Below are 26,152 nucleotides of genomic sequence, written 5' to 3'. Positions count from 1 at the left end.
CTGTGGAGCCGTTCCGTGTTTTGTGCCTAGATGGAGGTGGGATGCGTGGCGTTTATCAGGCGACGTACCTTAATACGTTCATACAGCGGCTGCGTGTCTCCGGTGCCGGGGAAATCGATCCGGGCAGAGCGTTTGATCTGCTGGTAGGAACCAGTACAGGCGGGATAGTTGCATGTGCCTTGGCTGCGGGAATCCCGCTCGGTAAGGTTCTGGCTCTGTATCAAATTCATGGACGGGAGATTTTTCCGCGGCAATGGCTGCGTGCAGTCCCCAAACTGGGGAAATACGTCCGTGGTATGTTCTCCGGCCTTGCCTCGGGTAACCAAGCCTTGCGAGCTGTGCTTGTTGATGCCTTTGGTGCCGAAACAATGGGGCAAGTCTACGTGCGCCGTGGAATCGGTCTAGCTATCACCACCGTAGACTTGAACCGCCATTCCTCCACTGTGTTCAAGACCCCGCATATGGACCGTCTCAACGGGCGCGACAATGATCGGCTATTAGTGGATGCCTGCATGGCGACTAGTGCAGCTCCCATTCTGAGGTCAATCGCACGTCTGATTGAACCCGGAGACGGGGGCGCCACGGTTGACTACGTGGACGGTGGGCTTTGGGCAAATAATCCGGGGGCGGTGGGTATGATAGAAGCCCACGAGATTCTTCAGCGAAGGGGGGATAACGATCGTCCGATTCATTTGTATATGCTCGGTACGCTTCCCGTTCAGGGTGGCGAAGAGCTCAAAAGTGCTCGCAAGCTGCACCGTGGTGTGTGGGGATGGGGCGGCGGTATCAAGGCCATTGCAGCGAGCATGAATGCACAGGCAGTTGCGTACGACTACCTCGCGCGAAAAATTGCGGAACTGCGGGGACACGGCAGTTTCGCCTACCGGCTGCCAGCGCAATGTCCGTCTGGCGAACTCCACAATTATTTGGAAAACATGGATGACGCACGTCCTAAGGTTCTAAATGCGCTTGCTCGGCAAGCCATCTCCGATGTCGATTTCGCCTGGGCTACGGCTGAATCAATCGATCAGATGAGCGAGTTTCGCACTGCGCTGGCGAACGCTTCCGACCTCAGTCGCCATCAATCTGAGGATAAGTATGACTAGTATTGACTTTAATAAAGAGATGAAAGGGTATCACGCGGACGAGGTGAACCTCTCGAACGGAGAGCAGGCGGAGATGCGTAGCCGCCGCGACAACGGTCGAACGCGGCTCAAGAATGGGTTGACTAAGGCTGGTCATCTCTTGCCGAAGGAGTTCAGCTCGCAGGGTTCCTATGCGATGCGTACCATGGTCCAGGATGATGCGTGCGACTACGACATTGATGACGGCGTGTATTTTGATAAGGAAGACCTGAAAGACACAGATGGCTACTACCTTGATGCGCATGATGCCCGCAGGAGGGTTTGTAACGCATTGAAGGACGAACGATTAGCCTACAATGCTGTTGTAAAAACAAATTGTGTGCGTCAGCCGTATCCCGATGGGTATCACATTGACATTCCCGTCTATCGTACGATTCGGGCGAAAGACATATGGGGCAATGAGATTGTCGAGTACGAACTGGCCAGCGACGATGACTGGGTCAAATCGGATGCACGTAAGGTGACTCGTTGGTTCAACGACGCCGTTGGCTCCGAACTCAAGATGGGGCAATCCGATACTAGTCAGTTGCGCCGGGTTACCAAACTGACCAAGAAGATGGCCCGCAGCCGTGCTGTCTGGAAAAAGAAAACTGCCAGTGGCATCTGCATTTCGAAACTGGTTGTGGACCAATTCGTTGCACGTCCTGGCCGGGACGATGACGCTCTGCACGATACCTGGCAGGCGATCAAATCGCAGTTGGACTTCAGCCAACGTATTGATCATCCCGTGTATGCGGACAAGAACCTTGCGGAGGACGGAGATGAGTGCGTGATCTTTTTCCGAGAATGTCTGAGCGATGCGCTGGAGGTACTGAAGGTTCTCGACGAGTACGACAGCACACGTAAGAAAGCTAGTGATGCTTGGGATGAAGTATTTAATACAGATTATTTCAGCATCCAGGCCGATAAAGGTGATATCACGTCCAGATCGCTGCTGCGGCCTGCGGCAGCTGTCACCGCTAGCCTCACCTTCCCCAGTCATCCAGTACAACCTAACAAGTCTTCGGGGTTCGCCTAATGAAGTGGGCCATGGAGGATCCCGCTCGCTTCCTGCGAGAGAAGGAGGAACTCGAACATCTCGAAATCAAGGTTGGTTGGCTGAGTCTGGCCTGGCGTATATCAGAAGATGGAGCGATCGTGGTCGATATCGATATGACCATTCATGGTCGTGTCTTTGCGGGGATAATGACGTATCCGGACGTATTTCCGGACTCTCCACCGTACATCCGCCCGCGAGATAAGTCTGAGCGATGGTCTAACCACCAATATGGCGAGGGCGGTTCGCTTTGCCTGCAATGGCGGGCAGATAATTGGCATCCCGACGTGACAGGTGCTGATATGGTACGTAGCGCGTACGAGTTGCTAAGTACAGAACAGCATCCTGAACTGCCTCATGCAGTACCGTCTGCGCATAGCCTGACTGAGGGACAGGGCCTACGCTGGATATTCCGGCGTTTCGTTGCCACCATCGAAGTACTCTCCACGTGGTTAATGCTTCCGCTTCCATCCCAAACCCGATTGACATCGGTGACCGTGTACAATGGTGGCGCTGCCGTCATGTTCGCAGCGAAAGTCGCCGACGCACAGGATGTGTTGCAAAACGTGGCCGATATTCCGGAAGGTATCAGTAAGCCCTTTAGTCTGTTCTCACTGCCCGGTGAGGGATGGGTCTTTCGAAGCGATGATTTCGATCAAATGCAACCAGTTGAATCTGTTGAGGCATTGGTCCAGGTGTTGATTAAAGCCGGGTTCGCCACCGACGATGTTCTGGTTCAGGAGGCAGGAAGGTATATAGCTAGGACGATCATACTGCTGGGTAAGGAGTGGGGATCGCTGCGGGTGTTTTTGATCAACTCCGGGGAGCAGCCAGAGTTGCTGGAACATAGGGTTGTATGGCCCTCGCGTTTTGGCTCTAGACTGTCGAAGGAGTCACAGAAATTGAGTAAAATCCGCGTCGGCATTGTCGGACTCGGATCCGTAGGCAGCAAAGTCGCGGTTTCATTGGCTCGATCCGGCGTTCGGCGGTTCCTATTGGTGGACGACGACTACCTTGCGCCCGGCAACATAGTACGTCATGAGTTGTCTTGGGCCCATGTGGGCGCGCATAAGGCGTGGGCCGTAAGTCACGCGTTGGAGCTGGTTGCGGCGGGTGTGCAGGTGGATGTGAATACCATTCGTCTCGCGGGTCAGGAATCGGCAGTGAAGACCGAGGCCGCACTAAAGGATCTGTCAAACTGTGACCTGTTGATTGACGCCACCGCTAATCCGGAGGTTTTCCTGTTGTTAGCTGCGCTTGCGAAGCGAAATGGGATACCGCTGTGCTGGGGGGAGATATTCGCCGGTGGTTACGGCGGAATGATCGCGCGGGCGCGTCCGAGGCACGATCCGAACCCATTGGCTGTTCGTGATGCCTATTACGCCCATTTGTCGACTCTTCCCGAATCCCCCTTCAAGAACGTGGCGAGCTACGATGGGAATGAGGAACAACCGCTTGTCGCATATGACAGCGATGTAGGTTTCGTTGCTACCGCGTTGACCCGCTTGGCGATCGATACAGCATTGTCCAGATCACCAAGTGAGTTTCCGCATTCGGTGTATCTGTTAGGCATGTGTAGAGAGTGGATCTTTGAAGAACCGTTCGATACACGTCCGATCGACGTGCAGGGTCAGGGCTGGGGGCGCGACGAAAACGCGGTGAGCGATGAAGACAAGGTTACAGTTGTAAAGGCGTTGCTGAATATGTACGAAGGAGATGTTAGTGATAACACTGATCCTTCCTCGTGAGCAGCATCGGTTGCTGACGGCGACCCTCCGGAAGGCTGGCCGGCGCGAAGTCGGCGGGATTTTGATGGGCGAGCATGTTGGACCGAACATCTTCGCCGTCCGGGAGATGACTGTGCATCGTCGTGGTGGATTATCGTCCTTTGTGCGAAGAATAGGGGATGCCATTGGAAACCTTCGTTCATTTTTTCGGGAATCGGGCTACGACTATGAGCGATTCAACTATATTGGAGAATGGCATTCTCACCCGTCATTTTCACCTTACCCAAGCAGGACGGATGACCTGTCGATGCTGCAAATTGTTCAGGACGAAGCTGTTGGCGCGAACTTCGTGGTATTGTTGATAGCTAAGCTTGGAGTTGAAGGTGAGCTGGTTTCAACCGCCCATACCTACCTTCCCGAAGGTGCCCGGATACTTTCTATAATAAAGGTCGAACGATAGTGGATGATCAGTGCATCAGCGGATTCCACATCTGCAAAACCTAAACGTATGGAAGTATAAACCTTGTCATGCTGGCGTCTGCCACAGCTTTCGTTATGTCAGTATATAGCTCGAGTCCAAGTGAATGATGTCTCACAGCTTGGCGAAGTGAACTAAACCGCTGAGCCTATCACGACTTTATGATTAAACCGTTCTTGGCTTAAAAATTCAGTTAGTTCGCTATAATGAAATCTGATTGACAATAAACCCGAAAAGTCAACGCCTCGCAAACGGCCCATCTCCCGCGTCAGCCAAAGATGTGTGCCGTTGACGGTAAAAGCGACGGTATCGACCTTAAGTCAATCACTACCAAACCTTTACCCAAGCGGGTTTTAGAAGTCTGTTGATTATCGAGTGGGAATAAGTTTTTAGCATCCACTAAGTTCCCCTAACGTCTGAAATCGCCAGAAAAATCAAGTGATTTACTGGCGATTTTTGTTTTCTGACGGCTATCGACTTCCATCCTGTTTCAGCCATTTTTACCGTGAAAAATAACGGTAAAAACTTTCCCTCCATGATCTATACGTGTTTTTACCGTGGGTGTTTACGGTAAAAAACAGAATAGGTAGGGGTATGTTGGCGGAAACTAAGCTTAAGGCGTTAAAGCCCAAAGACAAATCTACAAGGTATCGAACTGGCGCAGAAGCAGGGTTTGCCGTTAGGGGACATTACCATCCACGATATGCGCCGCATGGCATCTACGCATCTGCATGAAGCTGGGTATACTCGGACTGGATTGAAAAAGCCTTAGTGTAAGTATCCCACTTCATCGAACCATCCATTTTTAGAGGTTTTCCGTCATGCTAACTAGGTTCCTGAGGAGATCACCATGCGTAAAGCCTGATTCACCGAGCGCCAGATCATCGCCGTTCTGAAGTTAGTCGAAACCGGACGCACAGCTAAAGATGTCTGCCGCGAAGCGGGAATATCTGAGGCTTCGTCTTACAACTGGGAAGCAAAGTACGACGGTATGGAGGCTCCTTATATCAAAAAGGTGAAAGACCTTGAGAACGAAAATCGTCTTCTTATACAGATGGTTGCCGACTGAAATTCGCTCTTACTGAAGCTATAGAAAGCTTGTCGAATGCCTCAGGGCGTGAAGCGGGCAGACGCGCGAACTGGCGGTGTTAGAGCCGGGCGAGGAGGGCCGTACCATCATCGGTCGCGTGGCTGCCAAGGGCTTGGCCGACGAGCTGCCCGAGCGTGATCGTCAGTTCGATGCGCAGCGGGGAGGTCAGTAACTTGCCGCCACGGTACGCGGCGGCGGGGTGTCGTGGGAGATTGGGCGGCGGCATGGACTTTCTCTTGGTTAGCAGCCTGTTGCGCAAAGGAGATCGCTACCGTTGTTTCTTGCCGGGTGGCGGCTGCCAACTGGCAACCAGTGCAAGCAGTCCCGGAAAGCGCGCTTCAAGGTCTTCGCTGCGCAGCCGGCTACGCCGCTCCAGCCCATACTGCCGCTGGCGGATTACGCCCGCTTCGCGCAGCGCCTTGAAGTGGTGAGTCAGCGACGATTTGGGGCGGTCGAACCCGAACCAGCCGCATGGATGATCGTATGCCTGCGCTTCCAGCATCAGCTTGCGCACGATGGTCAGGCGCAGGGGATCGGCCAGCGCGCCCAGGATGGTTTCAAGGCGCAGGTCTGCGATATCCGGTTCCGGCAACGGGTCGGGCAGATCGGCGGGTTCGCCGCCAACTGCAACCGATTCGGTTTTTCTGACAGTGCTCATGGGGGGATTATAGCGACTGTACGAGAATTATCGAACAGATTTATCCCACACTCGTGTCCAGAGTTCTGAGAGGGTAGTTCGGAGATCCATGTCGGAGGGCAACTGCTGCGGCGGCGAGACTTCGCCCCACTGATCCCCAGTGCGCTCGGCGACCACGAAGTTGAAAAGGTAGCCCGGCTCGTCACCCATTCGAAGGTCTGACAGCACGAGACGACGATCATCATCCACCCTGGCACGCATATAGCCACCATTGAACCCTGTCAGACGCTCGACCGCCGGCAAGTTCCGCACTGCGGCCAATGCTTCGGTGTCGGAGGCATGGGCGCGAAACTGCATCGGTTCACGGTCAGTCAATAGCGACCGTTCACCGACCAGATAACCATCGGGCGTCATCACCACGACGCGCCACACCAGGGTCGTGAGCGGCATCGGTATTGAGAATCGCGGTGCATGTTGCTGACCTGTAATGGACAAGGCTGCAACGGCGTCCCGTTCGACCATGACCTTTGCGAGTAGCGACCACCCAAGGTAGCCCGAACTCAACAGCAGGCCGACCAGCAGGCAGGGGGCGCCAGCTCGCCGCGCGCCGACCCAAGCGGTATGCAGCACGCCAAGGAGCAGTGGCACGGTATAGCCGGGATCGACGATGAACATGCTCGACAGTGACATCGGACCAACGGGCAACGGCCATAACAACTGCGTACCGTAAGCGGTGAAGCTGTCCAGCAGAGGATGTGTCAACAAAGCCAGTTGGATCGCCCACATCCAGCGTTGCGGCGCTTGCTTCACGGGAAGCCAGCGCCATCGCAGCATGGCCCAGATCAACCATCCCACGAACGGCAGCACCAGCAGCGAGTGGGTGGGCGCGCGGTGCCAGGTCATGCGCGTGACCGGATTGTCGATCAGCATCAGCGGCAGGGTATCGAGGTCCGGCAGCGTTCCCAACAACGCGCCGGCCAGTAGTGCCGCCCGTCGATGGGTGGCAGGTACGGCGAGCGCCGCGACGGTGCTTCCAAGAGCGATCTGGGTCAGTGAATCCATGTCAGTGCCGAGCCTTTTTGCTATACGAGTTTTATCGAACTATAGTATAGTACGATAAAATTCGTATACGAGTCCATTGTGTCCAACCCTTTGGTTATCGTCGCCCACCCCGACCTCTCGCAGTCGCGTATCAATGCCGCGTGGATTGCCGCCTTGCGGCAGGCGCCGGCCATCGCCGTGCATGAACTGTACGGTCGCTATCCCGACGAGGTGATCGACGTGCAGGCCGAACAGCAACGGCTGTCATCGCATGAGCGCATCGTATTGCAGTTCTCTTTCCACTGGTACAACTGCCCGCCGCTGTTGAAGAAGTGGCTGGATGTCGTCCTCGAACACGGCTGGGCCTACGGCCCCGGTACGGATGCACTCAAGGGCAAGCAACTGGTCATCGCGGTGTCCACCTGGTCGAAGCCAGAGGACTACCGAAAGCACGGGCGCTACGGGCGGACGATGAAGGAATTGACAAGCCCGTTCGAGGTCACTGCTCTGCGCGTAGGGATGCGTTATCTGCCGGGTTTCTTTCTCAATGGCGTGGGCGATATTGACGACCGGCAACTGGCCGCCAATGCCTTGGCGTATCGCGCTTATGTGCGACAAGGTGAGAGGGCTTCCCAATGAAAGCCGCGCCTGCGCCAACCGGCCTCTGGGCCGCCGCCTGGGTGGTGACAGCCGTTTTTATGCTGTCCAACTCGCCCACGCCGCTGTATGTACATTGGCAGCAACAGCTTGGGTTTTCATCGGGCATGCTGACGGTCATCTTCGCGCTGTACATCGCAGGATTGCTGGGGACGCTGCTGGTCGCCGGCCAGCTTTCTGATCGCTACGGACGCAAGCTCGTCCTCATCTCAGGGCTATTGGCGGCCCTGGTTGCGTGTCTGCTGTTCGCTTCGGCCAGCTCGGTCATGATGCTGGCGATCGGCCGGTTCCTGGCCGGTATCGCCGTAGGCGTGATCGTATCGGCGGGCATGGCTGCGGTGGTCGATATGGGTGGTGACGAACACAAGCGACGGGCGGCGCTCCTGGCTTCGGTGGCGATGGTGCTGGGTGCCGGGCTTGGGCCTCTGCTGGCCGGGGGGCTTGCACAAAGCCTGACGCAGCCGGTGCTTCCAATCTTCGGCATCAATGCACTGGTACTGCTCAGCGCGCTGGGCATCGTGTGGTGGCTGCCGCTGCGCCGTCCGATCTTATCCGGCCCCGCACGGCTGCGCCTGCCCACGGTGCCGCAGGCCAACCGTCGGCAGGTCGCCTGCGGCATTGCCACCTTCGGCCCCGGCATCACCGCCACGTCTTTCGTATTGGCGCTGGGGCCTTCGCTGCTGTCGCATCTGCTCGACGTGCGCAGTCCATTGCTGGCCGGCGGAATGGCATGTGCGATGTTTCTGACCGCTAGCGGCGTGCAGTTCGCGGTGCGCCAGTGGCCGATACCGCGCATCTTCGCCGCCAGCATTGCGGCGACGGTGCTGTCGATGGTTGGGTTGGCGCTGGCGATCCATGCCTCGCTGATACCGGCGCTGGTCGCGTCCGCACTGCTCGCTGGCGCCGGTCAGGGTCTAGGTCAACTGGGCGGCTTGACGCTGATCGGCCTGCATGTCCCGGACAGCCATCGCGCGCAAGCCAATGCAGTCCTCAACATCGGTGGCTACATCCCGGCTGGCTTGCTGCCGGTAGCGACGGGTTATCTGATGGATGCGGTGGGACTGGCGACGGGGGCCACACTGTTCGCGCTGGTGCTGACGGTCACTGCGCTTGTCGGCGGCACCTGGGCCACGCGGCAAGCAGGCGACTGAACCAGCGTCGGAGGAAAGGCACATGGGATTCCGCCTTCTGCGCTGATTCCTGTCCGTCGCCGAAGAACCGCACTTCGCCCGTGCAGCGGAGAAGCGGCATATTGAACAGTCGCCGCTGTCGCACGCCATCAGGGAACTGGAAGAAGAATTGGGCGTGGTGCTGTTCGCCCGCACCACGCGCCTGACTCGCGCGGGCAAGCTGTTCTTCGATCATCTACCGCGAATGTCTTTTCTGCCTTGCAGGACGTGCGATGTCGCCGAATGCGATCAATGCGCACCGATATCAACCTTCTCGACCAGAAAGTCCAGGAAGGCACGCACGCGCAGCGGCAGATAGCCGCCCTGGCCGACGTACACGGCATGTACTTCCTCGACGTCGCCGGGATTGCAGTCTTCGAGTACCGGCAGCAATCGACCGGCGATGATGTCCTCGCGCACCTGAAACGCGGCCAGGCGCGCCAACCCCAGGCCGGCCAGGCGCGCCAACCCCAGGCCGGCCAGGGCCAGCCGACGCAGCGCCTCGCCATCGCTGGCCTGCGCGTTGCCGGTCACGGGCATCACGATGTCCTCGTCGTCTTGTCGCAGCGGCCAGCCGGGCTGCGCCCGCACGTAGTTCGCGCCCAGGCGGTTGTGGGTCAGCAACTCGTCCGGCGTGGTCGGCGTGCCGTGACGGGTCAGATAACCGGGCGCACCGACGATCACCATGCGCGTGGCGCCCAGCTTGCGCGCCACCAGGTTCGAGCTTTTCAGCGGGCCAGCACGCACGGCGACGTCGGTGCGCTGCTCCAGGATGTCGATCACTTCATCGCTCAGCACGATGTCCAGTGTCACATCGGGATGGCGCGCCAGGAACTCGGGGGCCAGCGGCAGCAGGAAGTGATGCCCGAAAGGCACGTTGGCATTGACCCGCAGCCGGCCGCGCGGCGCGGTGTGCGCGCTGGCGCAGCGCTCGGCTTCTTCCAGATCGGCCAGGATGCGCACGCCGCGTTCATAGAACGCGCAGCCTTCGGGCGTCAGTTGGAGTTGCCGGGTGGAGCGGTTCACCAGCCGCGTGCCCAGGCGCTGTTCCAAACGGGCGACCAGCTTGCTGACAGCCGATGGCGTCATGCCACAGGCGCGGGCGGCGGCGGAGAAACCGCCCAGCTCGATGACGCGCACGAACACTTCCAGCTCGCCGGATCGGTTGGCTTCCACTCGGGCCATGTGTGCCTCTTAGGTGATCTCAATTCACAAATGATGTTCATTCGGCCAGTCTATTCCAATTCGGTCTTTGAGTTTATGATTTTTCCATCAATAGGCTTTGAGTTCACTAAAAGGGAAAACCCATGAAATCACTTTCCAGGGCTTCTGCTTCGGCCATGCTGACCTTGGCGGTTGCGGCAGGCGGAGCTATCTCCGCCACGCCTGCGATGGCTGTCGCGCCAGCTTGGGTGGCGACTTGGCAGGCAAGCCCGCAACCCACCTGGGATTCAGACTTTCTGTTTCCCAGCAATGTCCCGGCGGTACTGCATGACCAGACCGTGCGCCAGGTGACGCGCGTCAGCCTGGGTGGACAACGCCTGCGCATCGTGTTGTCCAACACCTACGGTCGCGAGCCAGTCGTCGTGGGCAAGGCCAGCATCGCACGGCCAACCGAAGACGGCGCTGTTGCCGCTGACAGCCTGCGCCTGGTGACGTTCGGCGGGCAGCAGGCGGCGACGATTCTCCCTGGGGCATCGCTGGTCAGCGACCCCGTGGCCTTGTCGGTTCCTGCGCTGGCGCAGGTGGTCGTCAGCCTGCATCTGCCGCAGACCACGCCGATCACGACGTTCCACTGGGATGGCCGCCAGACGGGCTGGATCGTTGCCGGGGATCAGACCGGCGCATCCACTCTGCGGATGACGGATCGAGTCCAGCAGAGCACTACGGCCCGTCCGCTGCTGGCGGGGATTCAGGTCGAGACTGCACGAGCGGCACATGCCGTCGTGGTCATTGGCGACTCCATCACCGACGGCGCTACGGCCAGCCTGGACCAGAACAGCCGTTGGCCGGACTTCCTTGCCGCGCGTCTGGCACCGCATGGCGTGGCCGTCGTCAATACCGGCATCTCCGGCGCGCGGCTTCTGTCCGATGGCATGGGCGTCAACGCGCTGGCGCGGCTGGAGCGCGACGTGCTGGCGCAGCCAGGCGTGTGCAGCGTCATCGTGATGCTCGGTATTAACGACATCGCCTGGCCAGGCACCGCCTTCGCGCGCGATACGCCGCGCCCGACGTTGGGCGCTCTGACAGCGGGCTACAGCCAGTTGATCGCGCAGGCTCGCAGCCGGGGGCTTCGCGTTATCGGCACGACGCTCGCGCCGTTCGAGGGGGCGCTTCCCGGTACGCCATTGGAGGACTACTACCATCCCGACAAGGACGCCCTGCGCCGGCAGGTGAACGATTGGATCCGCAACAGTGGCGTGTTCGATGCCGTCATCGACTTCGATGCAGTCTTGCGCGATCCCGCGCACCCGGCGCGCATGGCCGCGCGCTTCGACTCGGGCGATCGGCTGCATCCCGGCGACGAAGGCAACCGGGCGATGGCCGATGCCGTCGATCTTGACGCTCTGCTGCCCGGCTTCGACACTTCGCCGGCTTCCGGCGCAACGCCGGCCGCCGCCACCTCACAGGAACGTTGAGCCATGCTGTTCACCCATTACTGTGGAACTGCCCAACCGCATCGTCATGCCGCCCATGACCCGCTCGCGCGCCGCAAGCAGAAACGTGCCCAGCGCGCCTCGGCGGGCTGACTCTCGCGATGGTGATCGGCGTGCCGCTGGGCAGTCTGATCGGCAATGCGCTGGGCTGACAGGCGCCGCGCACATCACGGCCAGCCGGGAACAGGGGAGGCGAGCGAACAAAAAAAACCGCCAGTAAAATCATAGGGTTTACTGGCGGTTTTTGTTTTGTATCGTTGTCGGCGCTACTTCAATTTGACCTGATTTAACGCCAAACAAAGCGCTTCTTTATCGGATGTTTTGAGATTATGCCGTTGTATCGCACGGATAGATGAACAGTAATCGATCTTGGCGCCGCGATTGCTTTTGAGTTCCTTTGCGATCTCCCGGAATGTGTCGCCACCCAGCGCGCTGATCTTTTGTCGGATGTTCGCCAAATCCTGCGGTTTCCAATTTTTCTCCGGCGCGGATAGCCAGTCAGCGCGATAACGATATTGAATGGCTTTGGCGACATTTATTTGCGCGTTCATAAAGTTCTTAACGGACTCTCCCTCCAGGCCAAAAGACTCGGCCTCGGTCAATGATTTTTCAATCACTTTGCGTTCCTGGGGCAAATCCTCTATGGGTAAATGATTTTCAGCTTTATACCCCGCGACATCTTTCATATACGCCAATCGCTGATCAATCAACTGCGCTATTTTTTCATGTTCGCCAGCTTGGGCGTTCAACGCCCAAAAAGGAAAGAGAGCCAAACATAAAACATGTTGTTTAGTAACATATTGAAAAAAGTTAGATAATTTACTATTGCCCTTAGTCATAAAAATCCTTCTTTATTGATTGACGGAAAATTGCTCCTAAATATACCCCGGATCACTCCAGTTGCAAGCCTCCGTTCTTCAGCCTGCCAAACTTTGGACATTTCAGCACGGCGTTATCGCGTTACGCTTTCTTAACCGGTTAATTCTTGATGGCCTTTTCACTGAAAAGAGGGCGCGGAAAGGCAACGGTAGCTGGGCTTGAAGAACGAATATGCCATCCCTTTTTTATAGCAGACGAGGTTATGGCGATCTGCTTGCGTAAGAGGTCACCAAGCGGCAGGATAGATATCAATAAGGCTTCCGTTGCGTGTTCAGGAGTAAAACGAATCGATGAACTACCTCAAAGCGTTGGCGCTGGGTTTTATGTGTGTGTTGCTGTTGTCATTGGGGCAGAGTCTGGCGCAGGCAGCGCGTAGCGGCGAGGGATTCACCGGCCAGAGTTGGTGGGGGACCCGGCGCGATTCAGCCGGGATTGCGCCGGACCCGGTGCAATTTAGCCAGACTGCGATCGTTCAGGTGTATGCTGCCCAGGCTTATGGCTGGCGAGGACGGGTGGCCGTCCATCCCTGGATCATTTTCAAACCGGCAGGGGAAACCCGATATCGCCGATACGAGGTTACCCGTTGGGGCGGCGACAGGAATAATGTTGTTCGCCTTAACCGTGAACTGCCAGATGGATTTTGGTTTGGCGCCCGGCCGGTTCTGTTGGCGGATCATCGCGGCGCCGAGGCTGAAGCCATGATCCCGCAGATTGAGGCCGCGATCAAAAGCTACCCCTGGCCGCACACGTATCGTGCCTGGCCGGGCCCAAACAGTAATACTTTCATCGCCCATATCGGCAGGGAAGTACCGAAACTGAGGCTGGATCTGCCCGCTAACGCCATCGGCAAGGATTATCGATCGTTAACGCGTCCGATCGGCTTACCCCCTTCTGGCAAGGGGTTGCAAGTCTCGCTACTGGGCGTACTGGGTTTTACCGTGGGTGTGGAAGAAGGGGTCGAGGTCAATGTGTTGGGCGCCAGTCTGGGCGTAGATTTAAATCCTCCGGCGCTGCGTTTGCCTTTTATCGGCCGGCTGGGGTATGGCAACGTGAAAGAGGACGAAAGCTGAGTCTGGCATCTCCCTATCCGTGGGCGGCGAAAATGCCGGTATCCGCATTCCCGTCCCACGCGGGGATGCGGCCAGTGACAGACGGCAAATATGACTCTACTTTCACGTTACACCCGGGGTGGCAGTGTTTCCCCGCGTCCCGATCTGGCGACAGTCTGCCAGACAGCTGTTCGTGACGGGCGGTGGATCACGGCTGCAACACCCTGTGTCCTGGTGATACCTCGATAAAAGTACGTTGCGGATGAACATAGCCGAGAGGGCGGACCGGGCTTTTCAACTCCTCTATCGGCGCATTGCGGCGCAGCCCCCGGCGCGCGGGGTCCGGCACCGGCACCGCGGCAATCAGCTTTTTGGTATAAGGATGCTGCGGATTGGCGAAAATGGCGGCGCGCGGGCCGATCTCGACGATTTCGCCCAGGCACATTACCGCTACCCGGTGGCTGACGCGCTCCACCACCGCCATATCATGGGAAATGAACAGGAACGCGATATTGAACTGTTGCTGGAGATCCAGCAACAGGTTGCAAACCTGCGCTTTGATCGATACATCAAGCGCGGAAACGCTCTCATCGGCAATGATAATCTTGGGATTCAGCGCCAGTGCCCGGGCGATCGCCACGCGCTGGCGTTGACCGCCGGAAAACTCATGCGGATAGCGATTCATCATGGCCGGCGATAAGCCGACCCGTTCCAGCAATTCGGCAACCTTGCGTCGCGCTTCGCCATGGGAGGACGCCAGCCGATGTTTGATCATCGGTTCGGCGACGGCGGCGCCCACGGTCATGCGCGGGTTGAGACTTGAGAACGGATCCTGAAAGATCATTTGTACGCTGCGCCGCATGGTGCGCAGTCCGATAAGATCGAGGTTCAGGACATCGTACCCGTCAAGCGTGATTTCGCCGCTGCGGGGTTCGATCAGGCGGGTGATCGAACGACCGGTAGTCGATTTACCGCAGCCGGATTCGCCCACCAGCGACAGGGTTTCCCCCTGAAACAGATCGAACGAGACGTTCTCCACCGCGTGTACCGCACCGCTGGCGCGTCCAAGCAGGCCGGAGCGAATATCGAATCGCGTCACCAGATTCTTCACTGATAACACCGGGGTCTTGCCGCCTTTGACCGTGTCCGGCACGTCTTGGGCCGCGAAAATTTCTCCGCTGGCCATGTCGACGCGCGGGAAGCGCAGCGGCCAGTCCTGTCCCTCCATCGATCCCAGCTTCGGCACGGCCGCCAGCAAAGCCCGCGTATAGGGATGTTTTCCATGATGGAAAACATCGGCGGTTTCCCCGGTTTCCACCTGATCGCCGCGAAACATGACAATGGTGCGGTCGGCGATTTCCGCCACCACGCCCATGTCGTGAGTGATGAACAGCACGGCCATCCCTTCTTCTTCCTGCAACTGTTTGATGAGATCCAGGATCTGACCCTGAATGGTGACATCCAGCGCGGTTGTCGGCTCATCGGCAATCAGTAGTCTGGGCCGTGACGCCAGCGCCATGGCGATCATCACACGCTGGCGCATACCGCCGGAAAACTGGTGGGGATATTCGTCGAAACGGCCGCTGGCGTTAGGAATGCGAACCTTTTCCAGCAGACGGAGGGTTTCCGCCCGCGCTTCCGCCTTGTCCATGTCTTGATGACGTATCAACACCTCTGAAATTTGCCTGCCGATGGTAAAGACCGGGTTGAGGGAGGTCATCGGCTCCTGAAAGATCATCGCGACATCATTGCCGCGCACGCTCCGCATCGCCTTTTCCGGCAGGGAGAGAATATCCCGGTCGTTAAGCATGATTTTTCCTTCAATCCGGCTTGATCGGGGATCGAGCAGGCGCATCACCGAAAGCGAGGTCACGCTTTTGCCGGAGCCGCTCTCGCCGACCACGGCAACGGTTTCTCCAGCTTTCACTTCGAAGGAAATATCACGAACAACACGTTTCCATTGTCCGTCCACCAGAAAGGAGGTGGTGAGATTTTGCACCGAAAGTACGGTTTCGGGTTGCGGCGTTATCTCGTTTATGGTCATGGTTCTTTTCCCGTTATCAGACTGCGGTATTCGGCGAACCGAACGAGGATGCCTCGCCGTTCGCCGGCTGAATCGCCCGTTTCATTGTGTCTGGCGCGATAATCGCGCTCATGTTCATCACCTGCCGATCGCGTACGCTTGCATCAGGCGGGGGGTGGCGGCCGCGCGCAACAGGCCATCGGCGTCGCGGCGGGCGGCCGTCAAACGTCCGATCGTCCAGGGATCGGCGACGGAAATTTCATGGCCCCGGGCTTTCAGCGCCGCAAGGGTGGTTTCACCAAAACTGCTTTCGATCATCACATTGCCCGGCTGACGGGTGCGCGGATAGAACGAGCCGGGGAAGTGCGAGGTATGGAAGAGCGGCAGGTCGATCGCCTGTTGCAGATTGACGCCAAAATGCGCGTAGCGCAGGAAGAATGAGAGTTGCCACTGATCCTGCTGATCGCCGCCGGGGGTGCCGAACGCCAGTGCCGGCTTGCCTTCATAAAGGCCGAGCGAAGGCGTGAGCGTGGTGCGCGGGCGTTTGCCGGGCGCCAGCGAGGTGGGCAGGCCGGGTTTCAGCCAGAACATCTGGGCGCGGGAATTGAGGCAGAAGCCAAGCCCCGGAATGGTGGGCGACGATTGTAGCCAGCCGCCCGACGGCGTGACCGAGACGAAGTTGCCCTCGCGATCGATCACATCGATGTGTACCGTGTCGCCGCGTTTCTCTGTGAGGTGCGACATGGTGGGTTCGTAGACGGCGCCGGTGTCGCGCATTGAGGCGAGCATCTGCATGGTCAGATCGTGTTGCGCTTCAAAGCCGGGTAAACGGCCGGGACGCAAATCCATCGACGCCATGTCGGTGATCAGCCTGCGGCGTTGTTGGTTGTAGCTATCGGAAAGCAGTGTCTGCATCGGCACCTGCGCGAATGCGGGATCGCCGTAATAGACCTCCCGGTCGGCATAGGCCAGTTTCATCGCCTCCACCACGGTATGGACGAACGTCTCGCTCACCGGCCCCATCGCGCCGATGTCGATATCCTTCAGCAACGCCAGCGATTGCAGCAGAACCGGTCCTTGTCCCCACGGGCCGGTTTTGGCGATGGTCCAGCCGTGATAGTCATAAGTCACCGGTTCTTCGACGGTCGCGCTCCAGTCGGCCAGATCCCCGGCGGTCAGCACCCCCTTGTGGCGTTCGCCGCTGGCGTCCATCACGTCGGCGGTTTTTAGAAAGTCGCCGATCGCTTCGGCCACAAAGCCGCGGTAGAAGGCATCCCGTGCCGCCTCAATGCCCGCCTCGCGGCCCGGCCTGGCTTCGGCCTCGCTGACGATCCGCCGCCAGGTGGCCGCCAGCACCGGATTCTTGAAATTCGACAGCGCCTGTGGCGCTACGCCGCCCGGTAGCCAGGTGTCGTAGGAGGTCGGCCATTCCTGGCGGAAAAATTCGCCCAGATCGTTGATGGTCGCGGCGACGCGCGGCAGCAGCGGGTGACCGTTTTCCAGATAATGGATGGCCGGTTCCAGGACATCGCGCACCGTCATGGTGCCGTAGTCGCGCAGCATCAGCATCCAGCCGTCAAAGGCGCCGGGAATAACGGTGGCGAGCAGGCCGTCGCCGGGGATCAGATCAAGACCTTCGGCGGTGTAATGCTCAATCGTGGCGCCTGCCGGCGCCGTGCCTTGCGCGCAGATGACTTCTACCTGGTTTTTTTTGCTGGAATAGATGAGCGCCGGCATATCCCCGCCGGGACCGTTCAGATGGGGTTCGACCACGTGTAGAACAAAACCGGTTGCGACGGCGGCGTCAAAGGCGTTGCCGCCTCTTTCCAGCATGCTCATGCCGACAGCGGAGGCGATCCAGTGGGTGGAGGTCACGACGCCGAAGGTGCCGAGGATTTCGGGACGTGTAGTGAAAGCGTTCATTGCCATATCCTTCAGTATTTTTAGTTTTCGCGCGGATCGAGCGCATCGCGCAGACCATCGCCAAGCAGATTGAAGCCGATGACCACCAGGAAAATGGCCGCGCCCGGCCACATGGCCATCCAGGGCGCCTGCGTCAGAAAGTTTTTGGCCACGTTGAGCATCGAGCCCCAACTGGCGGCGGGCGCTTGCTGACCGAGGCCGAGGAAAGACAGGCTGGCTTCGGCAATAATGGCGGTTGCCACCGTCAGCGTCGCCTGAACGATGATCGGCGGCAGAATATTCGGCAGAATATAACGCAGCAGGATATCGCCGTGGCCCAGGCCGATGGATCGCGCCCCTTCGATATAGTCCTCGGTTTTTACCGCCAGCACCTGCGAACGCGTCAGGCGTACGAAGATCGGCACGGCGGAGAGGCCGATGGCGAGCATGGCGTTGGTCAGGCTTGGCCCCAGAAAGGCGGCCAGCGCAATTGCCATGATAAGGAAAGGCATGGCAAGAAACGCTTCGGTGACGCGGGAGATAACCTGATCGATCCACCCGCCGAAGTAACCGGAAACCAGGCCGAACGGGACGCCGATCAGCACGGCGATGGCGACAGAGATCACGCCGGCCATCAGCGACGCCTGAGCGCCCCATACCATGCGGGAGAGCACATCGCGGCCGATATCGTCGGTGCCGAGCCAATGGGCGGCGGAGGGCGCCTTGCGGAGCGCGCTCCAACTGGTGGCGTAAGGATCGGCCAGCGGCAGGAAAGGCGCAAAAACCGCCAGCAGGGTGAAAAAGACGATGATGATCAATCCGGCAATTGCGCTGCGATTGCGTTTCATCTTTTTCCAGGCGCGGTACTCCCGCACGGGCCGGGCAGCGGACAACGATGGGTCGGAAACACTCATAGGGCGCTCCTCATACGCGGGTTGAGCAACACGGCCAGCACATCGGCCAGCAGATTCATGACAATGAACCCCACCGCGGTGCAGAGCACTACGCCCTGAACCACCGCATAGTCGCGGTTGAACACCGCATCGACGATCAGTTTGCCGAAACCGGGAATGGTGAAGATTTGCTCGGTCAATACCGCACCGGCAAGCAACTCGCCAAACAGCAGCGCCGTCAGCGTGATGACGGGTGAAAGCGCATTGCGGAAGGCGTGGCTGAGCACCACATCGCGGTTGGAGAGCCCTTTGGCGCGCGCGGTGCGGATATAATCCGACTTCATGACGGAGAGCATGGCCGAACGGGTATGCCGCATCAGCGTCGCCGCCAGCGACGTGCCGAGCACAAAGGCGGGCATAAGGGTGGTTTGCAGCGAGCGCAGCGGATCGACGAACAACGATTCGTAACCCGATGCGGGCAACCACCCCAGTTGCACGGAAATCAGCAGGATCAACATGATGCCGAGCCAGAAATTAGGAATGGACAGGCCGGAAAGGGCCACGACATTGGCGAGATAATCAAGCGTCGTGTTTTGCTTTACCGCCGCCAGAATACCGATCGGCACGCCGATAATCAGCGCGAAGAACATCGACATTACCGCAAGCTGGAGGGTGACCGGCAGTTTTTCGCCAATCAGTTCCAATACCGGCTGATTGGTGCGCAGCGAAACGCCGAAATCCCCCTGGAGAACGGCGCCGAGCCAATAGAAATATTGATAAACGATGGGATCGTTCATCCGGTACTTCTCGCGTAATAATTCGATCACCGCCGGATCGCGTTCTTCTCCGGCCATCGCGAGTATCGGATCGCCCGGCAGGAGATTTTGCAGTGAGAAGACGAAAATGGATATGATCAACAGCGTCGGTATCGCTACCAGCAGCCGTTTGCCGATATAGATGTGCATCAGTACAACTCCTTTACAGACCATGCGCCGCCCGGATAGCCCGGGATGCGGAATACTACGTCATCCCAGGCGTCATCCAGGCCGTTGACAAAGCCGGCTTAGTCGCCGTTCTTGACGCCCGTCAGACGGATCATGCCGTCAGCCGACGGCGCGAAGCCGGAGATGGTTTTGGCGTAGGCATACAGATAGGCCTGATGACCGAGATAGATGAGCGGCAGATCGTCATTCAGAATGGCGGTCGCCGCATCGTATTTCGCTTTGCGCACCGCATTGTCTGTCGATGCCCGAGCCTCGTTCAGCAGCTTGTCAACTTCCGGGTTGCAATATTTGGCGTCGTTGATGCCGCCCTTGCAGGTGACGAACTGATGGATGTTGCCGTCTGGATCAGGGCGGCCGGACCAGTCGGAGCGCGACAGCACGTAATTACCCGCGGTCTGCTCGGCAAGCAGGGTGGCGAACTCGGTAGCCTTCAGTTTGACGTTGAAGCCGGCTTCGGCAGCCATCGACTGAACAACCTGCATCATCTGCGTTTGCGTAGTGTTGTTGGCGTGCTGAAGCTCGATATCGTATTTTTCAAAACCGGCTTCCTTCATTAATGCCCTGGCTTCTTTCACGTCCCGTGCCGGGAGCGGTAGGTTCTTGTTGTACCACGGACTGCTTGAAGGCCACGGCTGGTTACCCGCCAATGCCGTTCCCTCGAACACCACCTGATTGATGGCTTCACGGTCGATGGAGAGCGAGAAAGCCTGACGCAGACGCTTGTCCTTGCCGAAGGGGTTATCCGCTTTCGGACCGTTGCCGATGTTGACGTACAGCGCCATGTAGCCCGGTCCGATGACTTTGCCGTAAACCAGATTGGCGTCTTGCTGGACGGCGGCGGTGTCGGATGCGGAAATGCGCTCGATGAGATCGAGCTCACCGGATTGCAGGTTGGCAAGGCGAACGGTGGTATCTGGAATGGGAAGGAATGTGACCTTGTCGATAAAAATATTGTCGGCATTCCAGTAGTCGGCGAACTTCTCCAGCACGATACGATCCTGCTGAATGCGCTGAACGAATTTGAAGGCGCCTGAACAAACCGGGTTGGCGCCGAAGTTGGCGCCCATTGCTTTGCCGGCTTTGGGCGAAATCATCATACCGGCGCGGTCGGACAACTGGGCCAGAAGGCTGGCGTCCGGGCGCTTGAGCGTAAATTTGATCTGGTGTTCGCCTGTCGCTTCAACGCTGGCGATGGAGGCCAGTTCGCTCTTGCGGCGCGATTCCGGCATGGTCTGGTAACGTTGGATATTATAGACGGCGGCTTCGGCGTTGAAAGGCGTTCCGTCATGGAATACCACGCCTTCGCGCAAGTCCATGGTCAGCGTGCCGCCATCGGCGCCCCATTCCCATTTGGTGGCAAGCTGGGGAATAATTGAAAGGGTGTTATCGACATCAACCAGCTTGTCGCACAGGCTGGTGTAAACGATTCGGCCCACGAAAGTACGGGACTGCGCGGGGTCCAATACGTCCGCGTCGTCCTGTAGGCCAATGCGCAATTCCGCCGCAAGAGCAGGAGATATTGTCATGATCCCGGCCAGCAAGAGCCCGGTTATTTTAGTCAGTTTATTCATGTTGTTTTCCTCTGGTCAGGTGTTGCTGGCCGATTTTCCGGCTCTTGGCTTAATTGCAGACAGGCCGGGCCTGCCTGAACATCAGCGCGATACGTCTCCCCTTGATGACGGCACGAAGTCACCCAGGGACGTCTGACGTATTAATCGCTCCTCCAGTGTCAGCAGGTGCTGACGCATCGCCTCGCCCGCCCTTACCGGGTCGCGCGCGGCGATAGCTTCTATGATTTCGGTATGTTGGGCATGCGAAGCCGTGGGCGACGCGTTCTGTCTGCGCGCGCGTTCGCGCATGGCCTGCCATGCCGGGTCTTGTCGAACGCGGTTGACGACGTCAAACAGCGAAAGAAAGAGCTGGTTGCCGGCGCTTTGCGCAATCAGACGATGGAGCGAACCATCCCAGAGCTCGCGCCAGTCCGCGTCGGTACGCTCGTAGATCTTGTCCCTGAGCGCACGCATGCGTTCGATGTCTCCCGGCTTGGCGCGCAGTGCCGCCAGTTGCGCCAGTTGCGGCTCGATACGAAGCCTCACTTCCATGATCTCCATGAAATTGGTTTCTTCCACCAGATTGGCTGCATGAGCGCTCCAACTGTCCGGTTTTTGCCCGAGAAATGTGCCGGCTCCCTGCTTGCGCCAGATCAGACCCTCCGCTTCGACAACCTCCAGCGCACGGCGGACTTCCCGCCTGCCTACGCCCCAGATCTCCGAAAGCGCACGCTCCGTCGGGAGTTTTCCATTCGGCTCGATGGCGCTCACGCGCAGCAGTTCCCGCAACCGCTCCAGCGCATAATTTGAATTCTCCATGTTGTTTCTCTCTGAGGTTTTAATCATTGGTTCGTTCCAATTCTAGATTGGTTCAAAAAGAGCATGCTGTGATGATGAAGTCAAGGTATTTTGTTGTTCCTCGCCATGTCATGGCTGGTAATTTGACGAGCGGGTCTTGCAAGGGGGAAAACGTGACGGCAAGGTGCGAACGTTCAGGCGTGGGTTATCCGTGCAGGATGATCCGCATTTGAGATGACCTGACAGCAGGAAAAATACCGTCTTTCAGCCGGAATGGGGCAGACAGACGGCATGCGTGGTGGGGGCGGAGTTATTTCTTCCGGGCGATAACCTCGGCGAGCGCCTTCATTTGTCCGGTAATCAACGTCACGATTTTCTCGTCTTGCAGATTACCTTGCTCATCAAAGCTACCGGCAAAGGCATTTGAAAATACTTCCGGCTTATTCAGCGGATGAATGTTCAGGAAAACGCAGGTTTGACGCAGATGGTATTGCGCGCGGGAGGTGCCCATTCCGCCACCGGCACCCATCAAAGCGGCAGGCTTGTCGGTCATGACGTCGGTATCGGGAAGACGCGAAAGCCAGTCGAGAATGTTTTTGAGCGCCGGGGCCACGGAGTAGTTATATTCCGTACAGGCGAAAACGAAACCGTCCGCGTGCTGCGCCTGGCGGGCGATACGCTGTACGGATTCGGGCAGGTCGGTAAGGTCGGCGTTATAAAAAGGCACATCCCGCAGATCGGCGATTTCCAGCGAGACGCCCGCCGGAAGAACGGATTGGGCGGCGCGCAGTAACCCGCGGTTGGTAGAGGTTTGGCGCAGGCTGCCTGCGATACCTAACAGTTTAATCGTACTCATCGCGTTGTCCCTTAAAATTCAGCATCGATATCGACAATAGAAATCAATTTGTGATTCACAAACTCTTTGATACCCAGTCCGGTTAGTTCTCGTCCGTAGCCCGAACGCCGAACGCCGCCGAAGGGCAGATCGGCTTTCACTCGCGTCGGGTGGTTGATGAACAGCATGCCCGCGGAAACTCGCTTCGCCACTTCCGCACCGTGTGCCGTGTCGCGCGTGAAGATGGAAGCGCCGAGGCCAAAGGGTGAGTCATTGGCGATGTTGACCGCATCATCTTCATCTTTGGCGCGAAATAGCATGGAAACCGGGCCGAAAAATTCCAGGTAGTAGGCGGGATTATCCGGCGTTATGTCCGTCAGGATCGTCGGCTGAACGAAAGCGCCCTGTTTCGGCACCGCAGGCCCGACCTCCAGCGCGTTCGCGCCGTGCGAAACCGCCAACTGGATTTTTTGTTTCACTTCTTCCACCGCTTTAGGTGAAGCGAGCGGGGCGAGCGTGGTGTTTTCATCAAACGGATCGCCGGTGCGCAGCGCCGCGACACCCTGGGCATAGTGATCCAGAAATTCGTCGTATACCGCGTCAACGATGATCATGCGTTTGGAAGACACACACACCTGGCCGCCGTTCCAGTGGCGGCCAAACACCGCCCATTTAGCCGCTTTCTTCACATCGGCGTCGGCCAGCACGATAAACGCATCGGTGCCGCCTAATTCCAGCGTCGATTTCTTCAGAACTTTAGCCGCCTGTTGAGCCACCCGCGCCCCGGCGTCTTCTGAGCCGGTTAATGCTACGCCCTGAATCCGGGGATCGTTCAGAATCAAGTCAATATGTTGACGCGTGGCGTACAGATTGATGAATGCGCCGTCCGGCAGGCCGGCGTCTTTCATCAGTTGTTCGAAACGGGCGGAGCTTTGCGGTACGTTAGAGGCGTGTTTCAGGAGAATGGCGTTACCCGCGGAAAGCTGCGGCGCAACAATGCGGGCGATCTGATAATACGGGAAGTTCCAGGGTTCAATGGCCAACAGCACGCCTAATGGTTCATGAACGAGTTGCGCCGTCGCTTCTTCCGGGTTGGCGACCGGAAGCGTTTCAGGCGCCAGCAGGCGCTCTGCATGGTGAACATAGTACTCGAAGATTTGTGCGGACAGTTCGACTTCCGCGCGCGCTTCGCCAATCAGTTTCCCCATTTCCAGCGTCAGCAAGCGTGCGAGTTCTTCTTTATGCCGGCGCAACAGATCGGCGGCTTTTTGCAATATCGCGCCGCGTGTCGAGAAGGCGGCATTTTTCCAGTCAAGAAAGGCGTTATGGGCTTTCGTGATGGCGTCAGCGACGAACGCGTCTGTGGCGTCAGGGAACGTTTTGATCGTTTCGCCGGTATACGGGTTGGTTGTTGCATATCCCACTACAAACCTCCTGAAAACAAGGTACTAAAAAGTCCCATCCACTGAATTAGGGCATGTTTCGCCAACGTGATGGACAGAGCCGAAGACTCGCGCTCCGCCAATAAACTATAGCCAATAGATCTCAAGATACGGCCAATGTCCCTGAAACTCGGAAAAAGATGAGTAGGAAATAAGTATTCGCCTAACGGATTGCCAAACCCGTGGGGAAAAGCGGACATAACCTTCTGTCGCCATGAGGGAAACGGGGAGATGAAAGCGGCAATGAAAGAATAGCTATTGCTGTTCTTTATGCGCTTATATACCCTTTTGCCTGTTGAGCCGCGTTGAACGCGGTTCCACATCGGTTTTACAATTATTCGTCAATGACTCGGGGTGCCTTTGCGGTGGCGCAGGGCTGAGAAATACCCGTATTACCTGAACTGGATAATGCCAGCGGAGGGAAGTCACGGTATGCCAGCCGGTTACCGCCTTCTTGAACGCCGGTTGGGAGAATAATGAACACTCGACCTGTCTCTTTTACCCGCCGCCTGTGGGGTGGCCTCTCTGATTCCTTACATGCGCTGCCTGCGCGCCGGGGGCGGCATGAAGCGGATTAACGCGTTAACGATCGCCGGTACCGATCCCAGCGGCGGGGCGGGCATTCAGGCCGATTTAAAAACATTTTCCGCGTTGGGGGCTTACGGCACGACGGTGATTACCGCGCTGGTGGCGCAGAATACGCGCGGCGTCCAGTCGGTGTACCGGATTGAGCCTGACTTTGTCGCGGCACAACTGGATTCAGTGCTGAGTGATGTCCGTATTGATAGCGCCAAGATCGGGATGCTGGCGCAGGCGGATATTATCGAAGCCGTCGCCGAACGTCTGCGCCATTACCGGTTGCCTTGCGTGGTGCTGGATACGGTCATGCTGGCAAAAAGCGGCGATCCGCTGCTTTCGCCTGACGCCGTGGCGTCGCTGCGGCGTTTACTGTTACCGGTGGTCTCGCTGATTACGCCGAACTTGCCGGAAGCGGCCGCGCTGCTCGATTGCCCGCCAGCCACAAGCGAGCAGGCGATGTGCGAACAGGGTGAGGCATTGCTGGCGATGGGGTGTCAGGCGGTACTGATGAAGGGAGGGCACCTGAGTGAAGAGGAAAGCCCGGACTGGCTGTTCAGCCAGCAGGCATCCCCCTTGCGTTTTGCTTCCCCGCGAATCAATACCCGGCATACGCATGGTACGGGGTGTACGCTCTCTGCCGCCCTTGCCGCGCTGAGACCTCGGCACACGTCCTGGGCGGAAACCGTGCGCGAAGCCAAGGCGTATCTGCAACAGGCGTTGCAACAGGCGGATTCGCTGGAGGTTGGGCAGGGCATCGGGCCGGTGCATCATTTTCATCGTTGGTGGTGAAAGGTATTCAGTTATGTATCTAAACCTAAAATACTTCGGGTTGCAGGAGGGCGGCGACACAGCGAATCCCCAGGGGCTTACATGAGAAAGCGACCGGGGTGAGCGAGGAAAGCCAGCTTGCATGCAACTTGAAGTAGGATGGGTAGGCACTAATTCAATTAAATTAAGGAATAAAACGCGTGGACATTGCGAACCGCGCTCGGTAATTTTTCCCGGTACAAGCAGGTTGGCCGATCTATGGGTGCCATCGGGCCGTCCTCTCGTGGGTATTTCGGAAGGATGGCCTGGCCAGATAAGCAAGATGATAACAACAACTTGCTTTTGATAAGTGAGTAATACGACGTGAGGGAATGGATATGGCAGGTTCGGCTCGCAGTACTCTGGCCGCTAATGTGCTTCAGACGATATTAAATATTGGGTTGCTGGTGTTGGCGACGATATTGGTTATTTTTTTGGTGAAGGAGACGGTGCATCTGGCAAAAGTTTTGTTGACGACGACTAACGAAAAAGAGTCCTCCTATCAGTTGATAGAAGGGATTGTGATCTATTTTCTCTACTTTGAGTTTATTGCGCTGATCGTCAAGTATTTTCAGTCGGGCTATCATTTTCCACTGCGTTATTTTGTCTACATTGGCATCACCGCGATTATCCGGTTTATCATTGTCGATCACAAAAGCCCATTGGATACGCTGGTGTACGCGGCGGCGATTTTGCTGCTGGTCGTGACACTCTATCTGGCCAACACTAACCAACTGAAACGCGAATAATCATG

The 26,152-nt window shown here is 57.7% G+C and carries 25 protein-coding genes, 1 pseudogene and 1 riboswitch; of the genes and pseudogenes, 12 read left to right on the top strand and 14 right to left on the bottom strand.

Going from position 1 to position 26,152, the window contains the following annotated elements:
- Positions 1 to 41: 41 nt before the first annotated feature.
- The 5 genes and pseudogenes from EH207_RS12590 to EH207_RS12570 form a co-directional block, all read left to right on the top strand.
- Positions 42 to 1,106, top strand: a complete 1,065-nt coding sequence (locus tag EH207_RS12590; protein ID WP_137714300.1) for a patatin-like phospholipase family protein — start codon at positions 42 to 44, stop codon at positions 1,104 to 1,106.
- A complete protein-coding gene (locus EH207_RS12585; RefSeq protein ID WP_137714299.1) occupies positions 1,099 to 2,163 on the top strand; it encodes a cyclic GMP-AMP synthase DncV-like nucleotidyltransferase in 1,065 nt (354 codons plus the stop codon). The genes EH207_RS12590 and EH207_RS12585 overlap by 8 nt, the downstream gene beginning before the upstream one ends.
- On the top strand, positions 2,163 to 3,929 hold the full coding sequence (locus EH207_RS12580; protein ID WP_137714298.1) for a ThiF family adenylyltransferase: 1,767 nt from the start codon (positions 2,163 to 2,165) through the stop codon (positions 3,927 to 3,929). The genes EH207_RS12585 and EH207_RS12580 overlap by 1 nt, the downstream gene beginning before the upstream one ends.
- Entirely contained in the window at positions 3,904 to 4,368 is a 465-nt protein-coding gene (locus EH207_RS12575) for a M67 family metallopeptidase (RefSeq protein WP_175413675.1), read from the top strand. Before EH207_RS12580 ends, EH207_RS12575 begins: the two co-directional genes overlap by 26 nt.
- A gap of 898 nt (positions 4,369 to 5,266) precedes the next feature.
- Positions 5,267 to 5,452, top strand: a pseudogene (locus EH207_RS12570) (transposase); the annotation flags it as partial.
- A gap of 82 nt (positions 5,453 to 5,534) precedes the next feature.
- On the opposite strand, the gene EH207_RS18160 reads toward EH207_RS12570, so the two are convergent.
- Genes EH207_RS18160 through EH207_RS12560 form a run of 3 tightly spaced genes read right to left on the bottom strand, consistent with a single transcriptional unit; the run spans position 5,535 to position 7,175 of the window.
- The gene (locus tag EH207_RS18160; RefSeq protein ID WP_175413674.1) at positions 5,535 to 5,702 is read right to left on the bottom strand and encodes a hypothetical protein; all 168 of its coding nucleotides are present in this window, start codon (positions 5,700 to 5,702) and stop codon (positions 5,535 to 5,537) included.
- A gap of 42 nt (positions 5,703 to 5,744) precedes the next feature.
- Positions 5,745 to 6,134 (bottom strand): ArsR/SmtB family transcription factor, encoded by a 390-nt coding sequence (locus tag EH207_RS12565; RefSeq protein ID WP_137714296.1) that lies wholly within the window; start codon positions 6,132 to 6,134, stop codon positions 5,745 to 5,747.
- Positions 6,135 to 6,161: 27 nt separating this feature from the next.
- Positions 6,162 to 7,175 carry a metal-dependent hydrolase gene (locus EH207_RS12560; RefSeq protein WP_137714295.1) on the bottom strand — a complete coding sequence of 338 codons (1,014 nt, stop codon included), beginning with the start codon at positions 7,173 to 7,175 and terminating at the stop codon, positions 6,162 to 6,164.
- A 78-nt stretch (positions 7,176 to 7,253) separates the two neighbouring features.
- On the opposite strand from EH207_RS12560, the gene EH207_RS12555 reads away from it, so the two are divergent.
- From EH207_RS12555 to EH207_RS18425, 3 genes are read left to right on the top strand one after another with little or no spacing between them, the layout of a single operon-like run.
- A complete protein-coding gene (locus EH207_RS12555) occupies positions 7,254 to 7,793 on the top strand; it encodes an NAD(P)H-dependent oxidoreductase (RefSeq protein ID WP_137714294.1) in 540 nt (179 codons plus the stop codon).
- Positions 7,790 to 8,962 (top strand): MFS transporter, encoded by a 1,173-nt coding sequence (locus EH207_RS12550; protein ID WP_137714293.1) that lies wholly within the window; start codon positions 7,790 to 7,792, stop codon positions 8,960 to 8,962. Before EH207_RS12555 ends, EH207_RS12550 begins: the two co-directional genes overlap by 4 nt.
- A 49-nt stretch (positions 8,963 to 9,011) precedes the next feature.
- The gene (locus EH207_RS18425) at positions 9,012 to 9,299 is read left to right on the top strand and encodes a LysR family transcriptional regulator (RefSeq protein ID WP_425456730.1); all 288 of its coding nucleotides are present in this window, start codon (positions 9,012 to 9,014) and stop codon (positions 9,297 to 9,299) included.
- On the opposite strand, the gene EH207_RS12540 is transcribed toward EH207_RS18425, so the two are convergent.
- Complete coding sequence (locus tag EH207_RS12540; RefSeq protein WP_137714292.1) at positions 9,230 to 10,165, bottom strand: LysR family transcriptional regulator; 936 nt, start codon at positions 10,163 to 10,165, stop codon at positions 9,230 to 9,232. The genes EH207_RS18425 and EH207_RS12540 overlap by 70 nt on opposite strands.
- A gap of 122 nt (positions 10,166 to 10,287) precedes the next feature.
- Between EH207_RS12540 and EH207_RS12535 the strand changes: the two genes are divergently transcribed.
- Positions 10,288 to 11,619, top strand: a complete 1,332-nt coding sequence (locus tag EH207_RS12535) for an SGNH/GDSL hydrolase family protein (RefSeq protein ID WP_217496091.1) — start codon at positions 10,288 to 10,290, stop codon at positions 11,617 to 11,619.
- 10 nt (positions 11,620 to 11,629) lie between these two features.
- On the opposite strand, the gene EH207_RS18155 is transcribed toward EH207_RS12535, so the two are convergent.
- Positions 11,630 to 11,863 carry a hypothetical protein gene (locus EH207_RS18155; protein ID WP_175413673.1) on the bottom strand — a complete coding sequence of 78 codons (234 nt, stop codon included), beginning with the start codon at positions 11,861 to 11,863 and terminating at the stop codon, positions 11,630 to 11,632.
- A gap of 40 nt (positions 11,864 to 11,903) precedes the next feature.
- A complete protein-coding gene (locus tag EH207_RS12530; protein WP_137714291.1) occupies positions 11,904 to 12,476 on the bottom strand; it encodes a chorismate mutase in 573 nt (190 codons plus the stop codon).
- Between the two features lie 330 nt (positions 12,477 to 12,806).
- On the opposite strand from EH207_RS12530, the gene EH207_RS12525 reads away from it, so the two are divergent.
- On the top strand, positions 12,807 to 13,586 hold the full coding sequence (locus tag EH207_RS12525; protein ID WP_137714290.1) for a DUF3750 domain-containing protein: 780 nt from the start codon (positions 12,807 to 12,809) through the stop codon (positions 13,584 to 13,586).
- 187 nt (positions 13,587 to 13,773) lie between these two features.
- Here EH207_RS12525 and EH207_RS12520 read toward each other — a convergent pair whose 3' ends face one another.
- From EH207_RS12520 to EH207_RS12485, 8 genes are all read right to left on the bottom strand, one after another.
- Entirely contained in the window at positions 13,774 to 15,609 is a 1,836-nt protein-coding gene (locus EH207_RS12520) for an ABC transporter ATP-binding protein (protein ID WP_137714289.1), read from the bottom strand.
- A 117-nt stretch (positions 15,610 to 15,726) separates the two neighbouring features.
- Positions 15,727 to 17,511 (bottom strand): gamma-glutamyltransferase family protein, encoded by a 1,785-nt coding sequence (locus EH207_RS12515; RefSeq protein ID WP_137714288.1) that lies wholly within the window; start codon positions 17,509 to 17,511, stop codon positions 15,727 to 15,729.
- Positions 17,512 to 17,531: 20 nt separating this feature from the next.
- Positions 17,532 to 18,404: an ABC transporter permease gene (locus EH207_RS12510; protein WP_137714287.1), complete on the bottom strand. Its 873-nt coding sequence runs from the start codon at positions 18,402 to 18,404 to the stop codon at positions 17,532 to 17,534.
- Positions 18,401 to 19,348, bottom strand: coding sequence for an ABC transporter permease (locus EH207_RS12505; protein ID WP_137714286.1), 948 nt, complete (start codon positions 19,346 to 19,348; stop codon positions 18,401 to 18,403). The genes EH207_RS12510 and EH207_RS12505 overlap by 4 nt, the downstream gene beginning before the upstream one ends.
- A 98-nt stretch (positions 19,349 to 19,446) precedes the next feature.
- The gene (locus tag EH207_RS12500) at positions 19,447 to 20,958 is read right to left on the bottom strand and encodes an ABC transporter substrate-binding protein (protein ID WP_137714285.1); all 1,512 of its coding nucleotides are present in this window, start codon (positions 20,956 to 20,958) and stop codon (positions 19,447 to 19,449) included.
- 81 nt (positions 20,959 to 21,039) lie between these two features.
- Positions 21,040 to 21,756, bottom strand: a complete 717-nt coding sequence (locus EH207_RS12495) for a FadR/GntR family transcriptional regulator (RefSeq protein ID WP_137714284.1) — start codon at positions 21,754 to 21,756, stop codon at positions 21,040 to 21,042.
- A 289-nt stretch (positions 21,757 to 22,045) separates the two neighbouring features.
- Positions 22,046 to 22,591 (bottom strand): NADPH-dependent FMN reductase, encoded by a 546-nt coding sequence (locus EH207_RS12490; RefSeq protein WP_137714283.1) that lies wholly within the window; start codon positions 22,589 to 22,591, stop codon positions 22,046 to 22,048.
- Positions 22,592 to 22,602: 11 nt separating this feature from the next.
- Entirely contained in the window at positions 22,603 to 23,994 is a 1,392-nt protein-coding gene (locus EH207_RS12485; protein WP_137714282.1) for an NAD-dependent succinate-semialdehyde dehydrogenase, read from the bottom strand.
- 358 nt (positions 23,995 to 24,352) lie between these two features.
- Positions 24,353 to 24,452, top strand: a riboswitch (TPP riboswitch).
- A 124-nt stretch (positions 24,453 to 24,576) separates the two neighbouring features.
- Here EH207_RS12485 and thiD point away from each other — a divergent pair.
- Entirely contained in the window at positions 24,577 to 25,380 is an 804-nt protein-coding gene (gene thiD / locus EH207_RS12480) for a bifunctional hydroxymethylpyrimidine kinase/phosphomethylpyrimidine kinase (protein WP_137714281.1), read from the top strand.
- Positions 25,381 to 25,736: 356 nt separating this feature from the next.
- Positions 25,737 to 26,147 carry a phosphate-starvation-inducible protein PsiE gene (gene psiE / locus EH207_RS12475; RefSeq protein WP_137714280.1) on the top strand — a complete coding sequence of 137 codons (411 nt, stop codon included), beginning with the start codon at positions 25,737 to 25,739 and terminating at the stop codon, positions 26,145 to 26,147.
- Positions 26,148 to 26,152: the final 5 nt, after the last annotated feature.

It is taken from the genome of Brenneria rubrifaciens (genome assembly GCF_005484945.1).
Lineage (GTDB): Bacteria > Pseudomonadota > Gammaproteobacteria > Enterobacterales > Enterobacteriaceae > Brenneria > Brenneria rubrifaciens.
Note: the sequence above shows the minus strand (reverse complement) of the source record. Positions and strands in the feature narration are given on the sequence as shown.

Coding starts and splice junctions, on each gene's coding strand:
- EH207_RS12590 (WP_137714300.1), top strand. CDS start 42: ATGCGTGGCGTTTATCAGGCGACGTACCTTAATACGTTCATACAGCGG.
- EH207_RS12585 (WP_137714299.1), top strand. CDS start 1,099: ATGACTAGTATTGACTTTAATAAAGAGATGAAAGGGTATCACGCGGAC.
- EH207_RS12580 (WP_137714298.1), top strand. CDS start 2,163: ATGAAGTGGGCCATGGAGGATCCCGCTCGCTTCCTGCGAGAGAAGGAG.
- EH207_RS18160 (WP_175413674.1), bottom strand. CDS start 5,702: ATGCCGCCGCCCAATCTCCCACGACACCCCGCCGCCGCGTACCGTGGC.
- EH207_RS12565 (WP_137714296.1), bottom strand. CDS start 6,134: ATGAGCACTGTCAGAAAAACCGAATCGGTTGCAGTTGGCGGCGAACCC.
- EH207_RS12560 (WP_137714295.1), bottom strand. CDS start 7,175: ATGGATTCACTGACCCAGATCGCTCTTGGAAGCACCGTCGCGGCGCTC.
- EH207_RS12550 (WP_137714293.1), top strand. CDS start 7,790: ATGAAAGCCGCGCCTGCGCCAACCGGCCTCTGGGCCGCCGCCTGGGTG.
- EH207_RS12540 (WP_137714292.1), bottom strand. CDS start 10,165: ATGGCCCGAGTGGAAGCCAACCGATCCGGCGAGCTGGAAGTGTTCGTG.
- EH207_RS12535 (WP_217496091.1), top strand. CDS start 10,288: ATGAAATCACTTTCCAGGGCTTCTGCTTCGGCCATGCTGACCTTGGCG.
- EH207_RS18155 (WP_175413673.1), bottom strand. CDS start 11,863: ATGATTTTACTGGCGGTTTTTTTTGTTCGCTCGCCTCCCCTGTTCCCG.
- EH207_RS12530 (WP_137714291.1), bottom strand. CDS start 12,476: ATGACTAAGGGCAATAGTAAATTATCTAACTTTTTTCAATATGTTACT.
- EH207_RS12525 (WP_137714290.1), top strand. CDS start 12,807: ATGAACTACCTCAAAGCGTTGGCGCTGGGTTTTATGTGTGTGTTGCTG.
- EH207_RS12520 (WP_137714289.1), bottom strand. CDS start 15,609: ATGACCATAAACGAGATAACGCCGCAACCCGAAACCGTACTTTCGGTG.
- EH207_RS12515 (WP_137714288.1), bottom strand. CDS start 17,511: ATGAACGCTTTCACTACACGTCCCGAAATCCTCGGCACCTTCGGCGTC.
- EH207_RS12510 (WP_137714287.1), bottom strand. CDS start 18,404: ATGAGTGTTTCCGACCCATCGTTGTCCGCTGCCCGGCCCGTGCGGGAG.
- EH207_RS12505 (WP_137714286.1), bottom strand. CDS start 19,348: ATGCACATCTATATCGGCAAACGGCTGCTGGTAGCGATACCGACGCTG.
- EH207_RS12500 (WP_137714285.1), bottom strand. CDS start 20,958: ATGAATAAACTGACTAAAATAACCGGGCTCTTGCTGGCCGGGATCATG.
- EH207_RS12495 (WP_137714284.1), bottom strand. CDS start 21,756: ATGGAGAATTCAAATTATGCGCTGGAGCGGTTGCGGGAACTGCTGCGC.
- EH207_RS12490 (WP_137714283.1), bottom strand. CDS start 22,591: ATGAGTACGATTAAACTGTTAGGTATCGCAGGCAGCCTGCGCCAAACC.
- thiD (WP_137714281.1), top strand. CDS start 24,577: ATGAAGCGGATTAACGCGTTAACGATCGCCGGTACCGATCCCAGCGGC.
- psiE (WP_137714280.1), top strand. CDS start 25,737: ATGGCAGGTTCGGCTCGCAGTACTCTGGCCGCTAATGTGCTTCAGACG.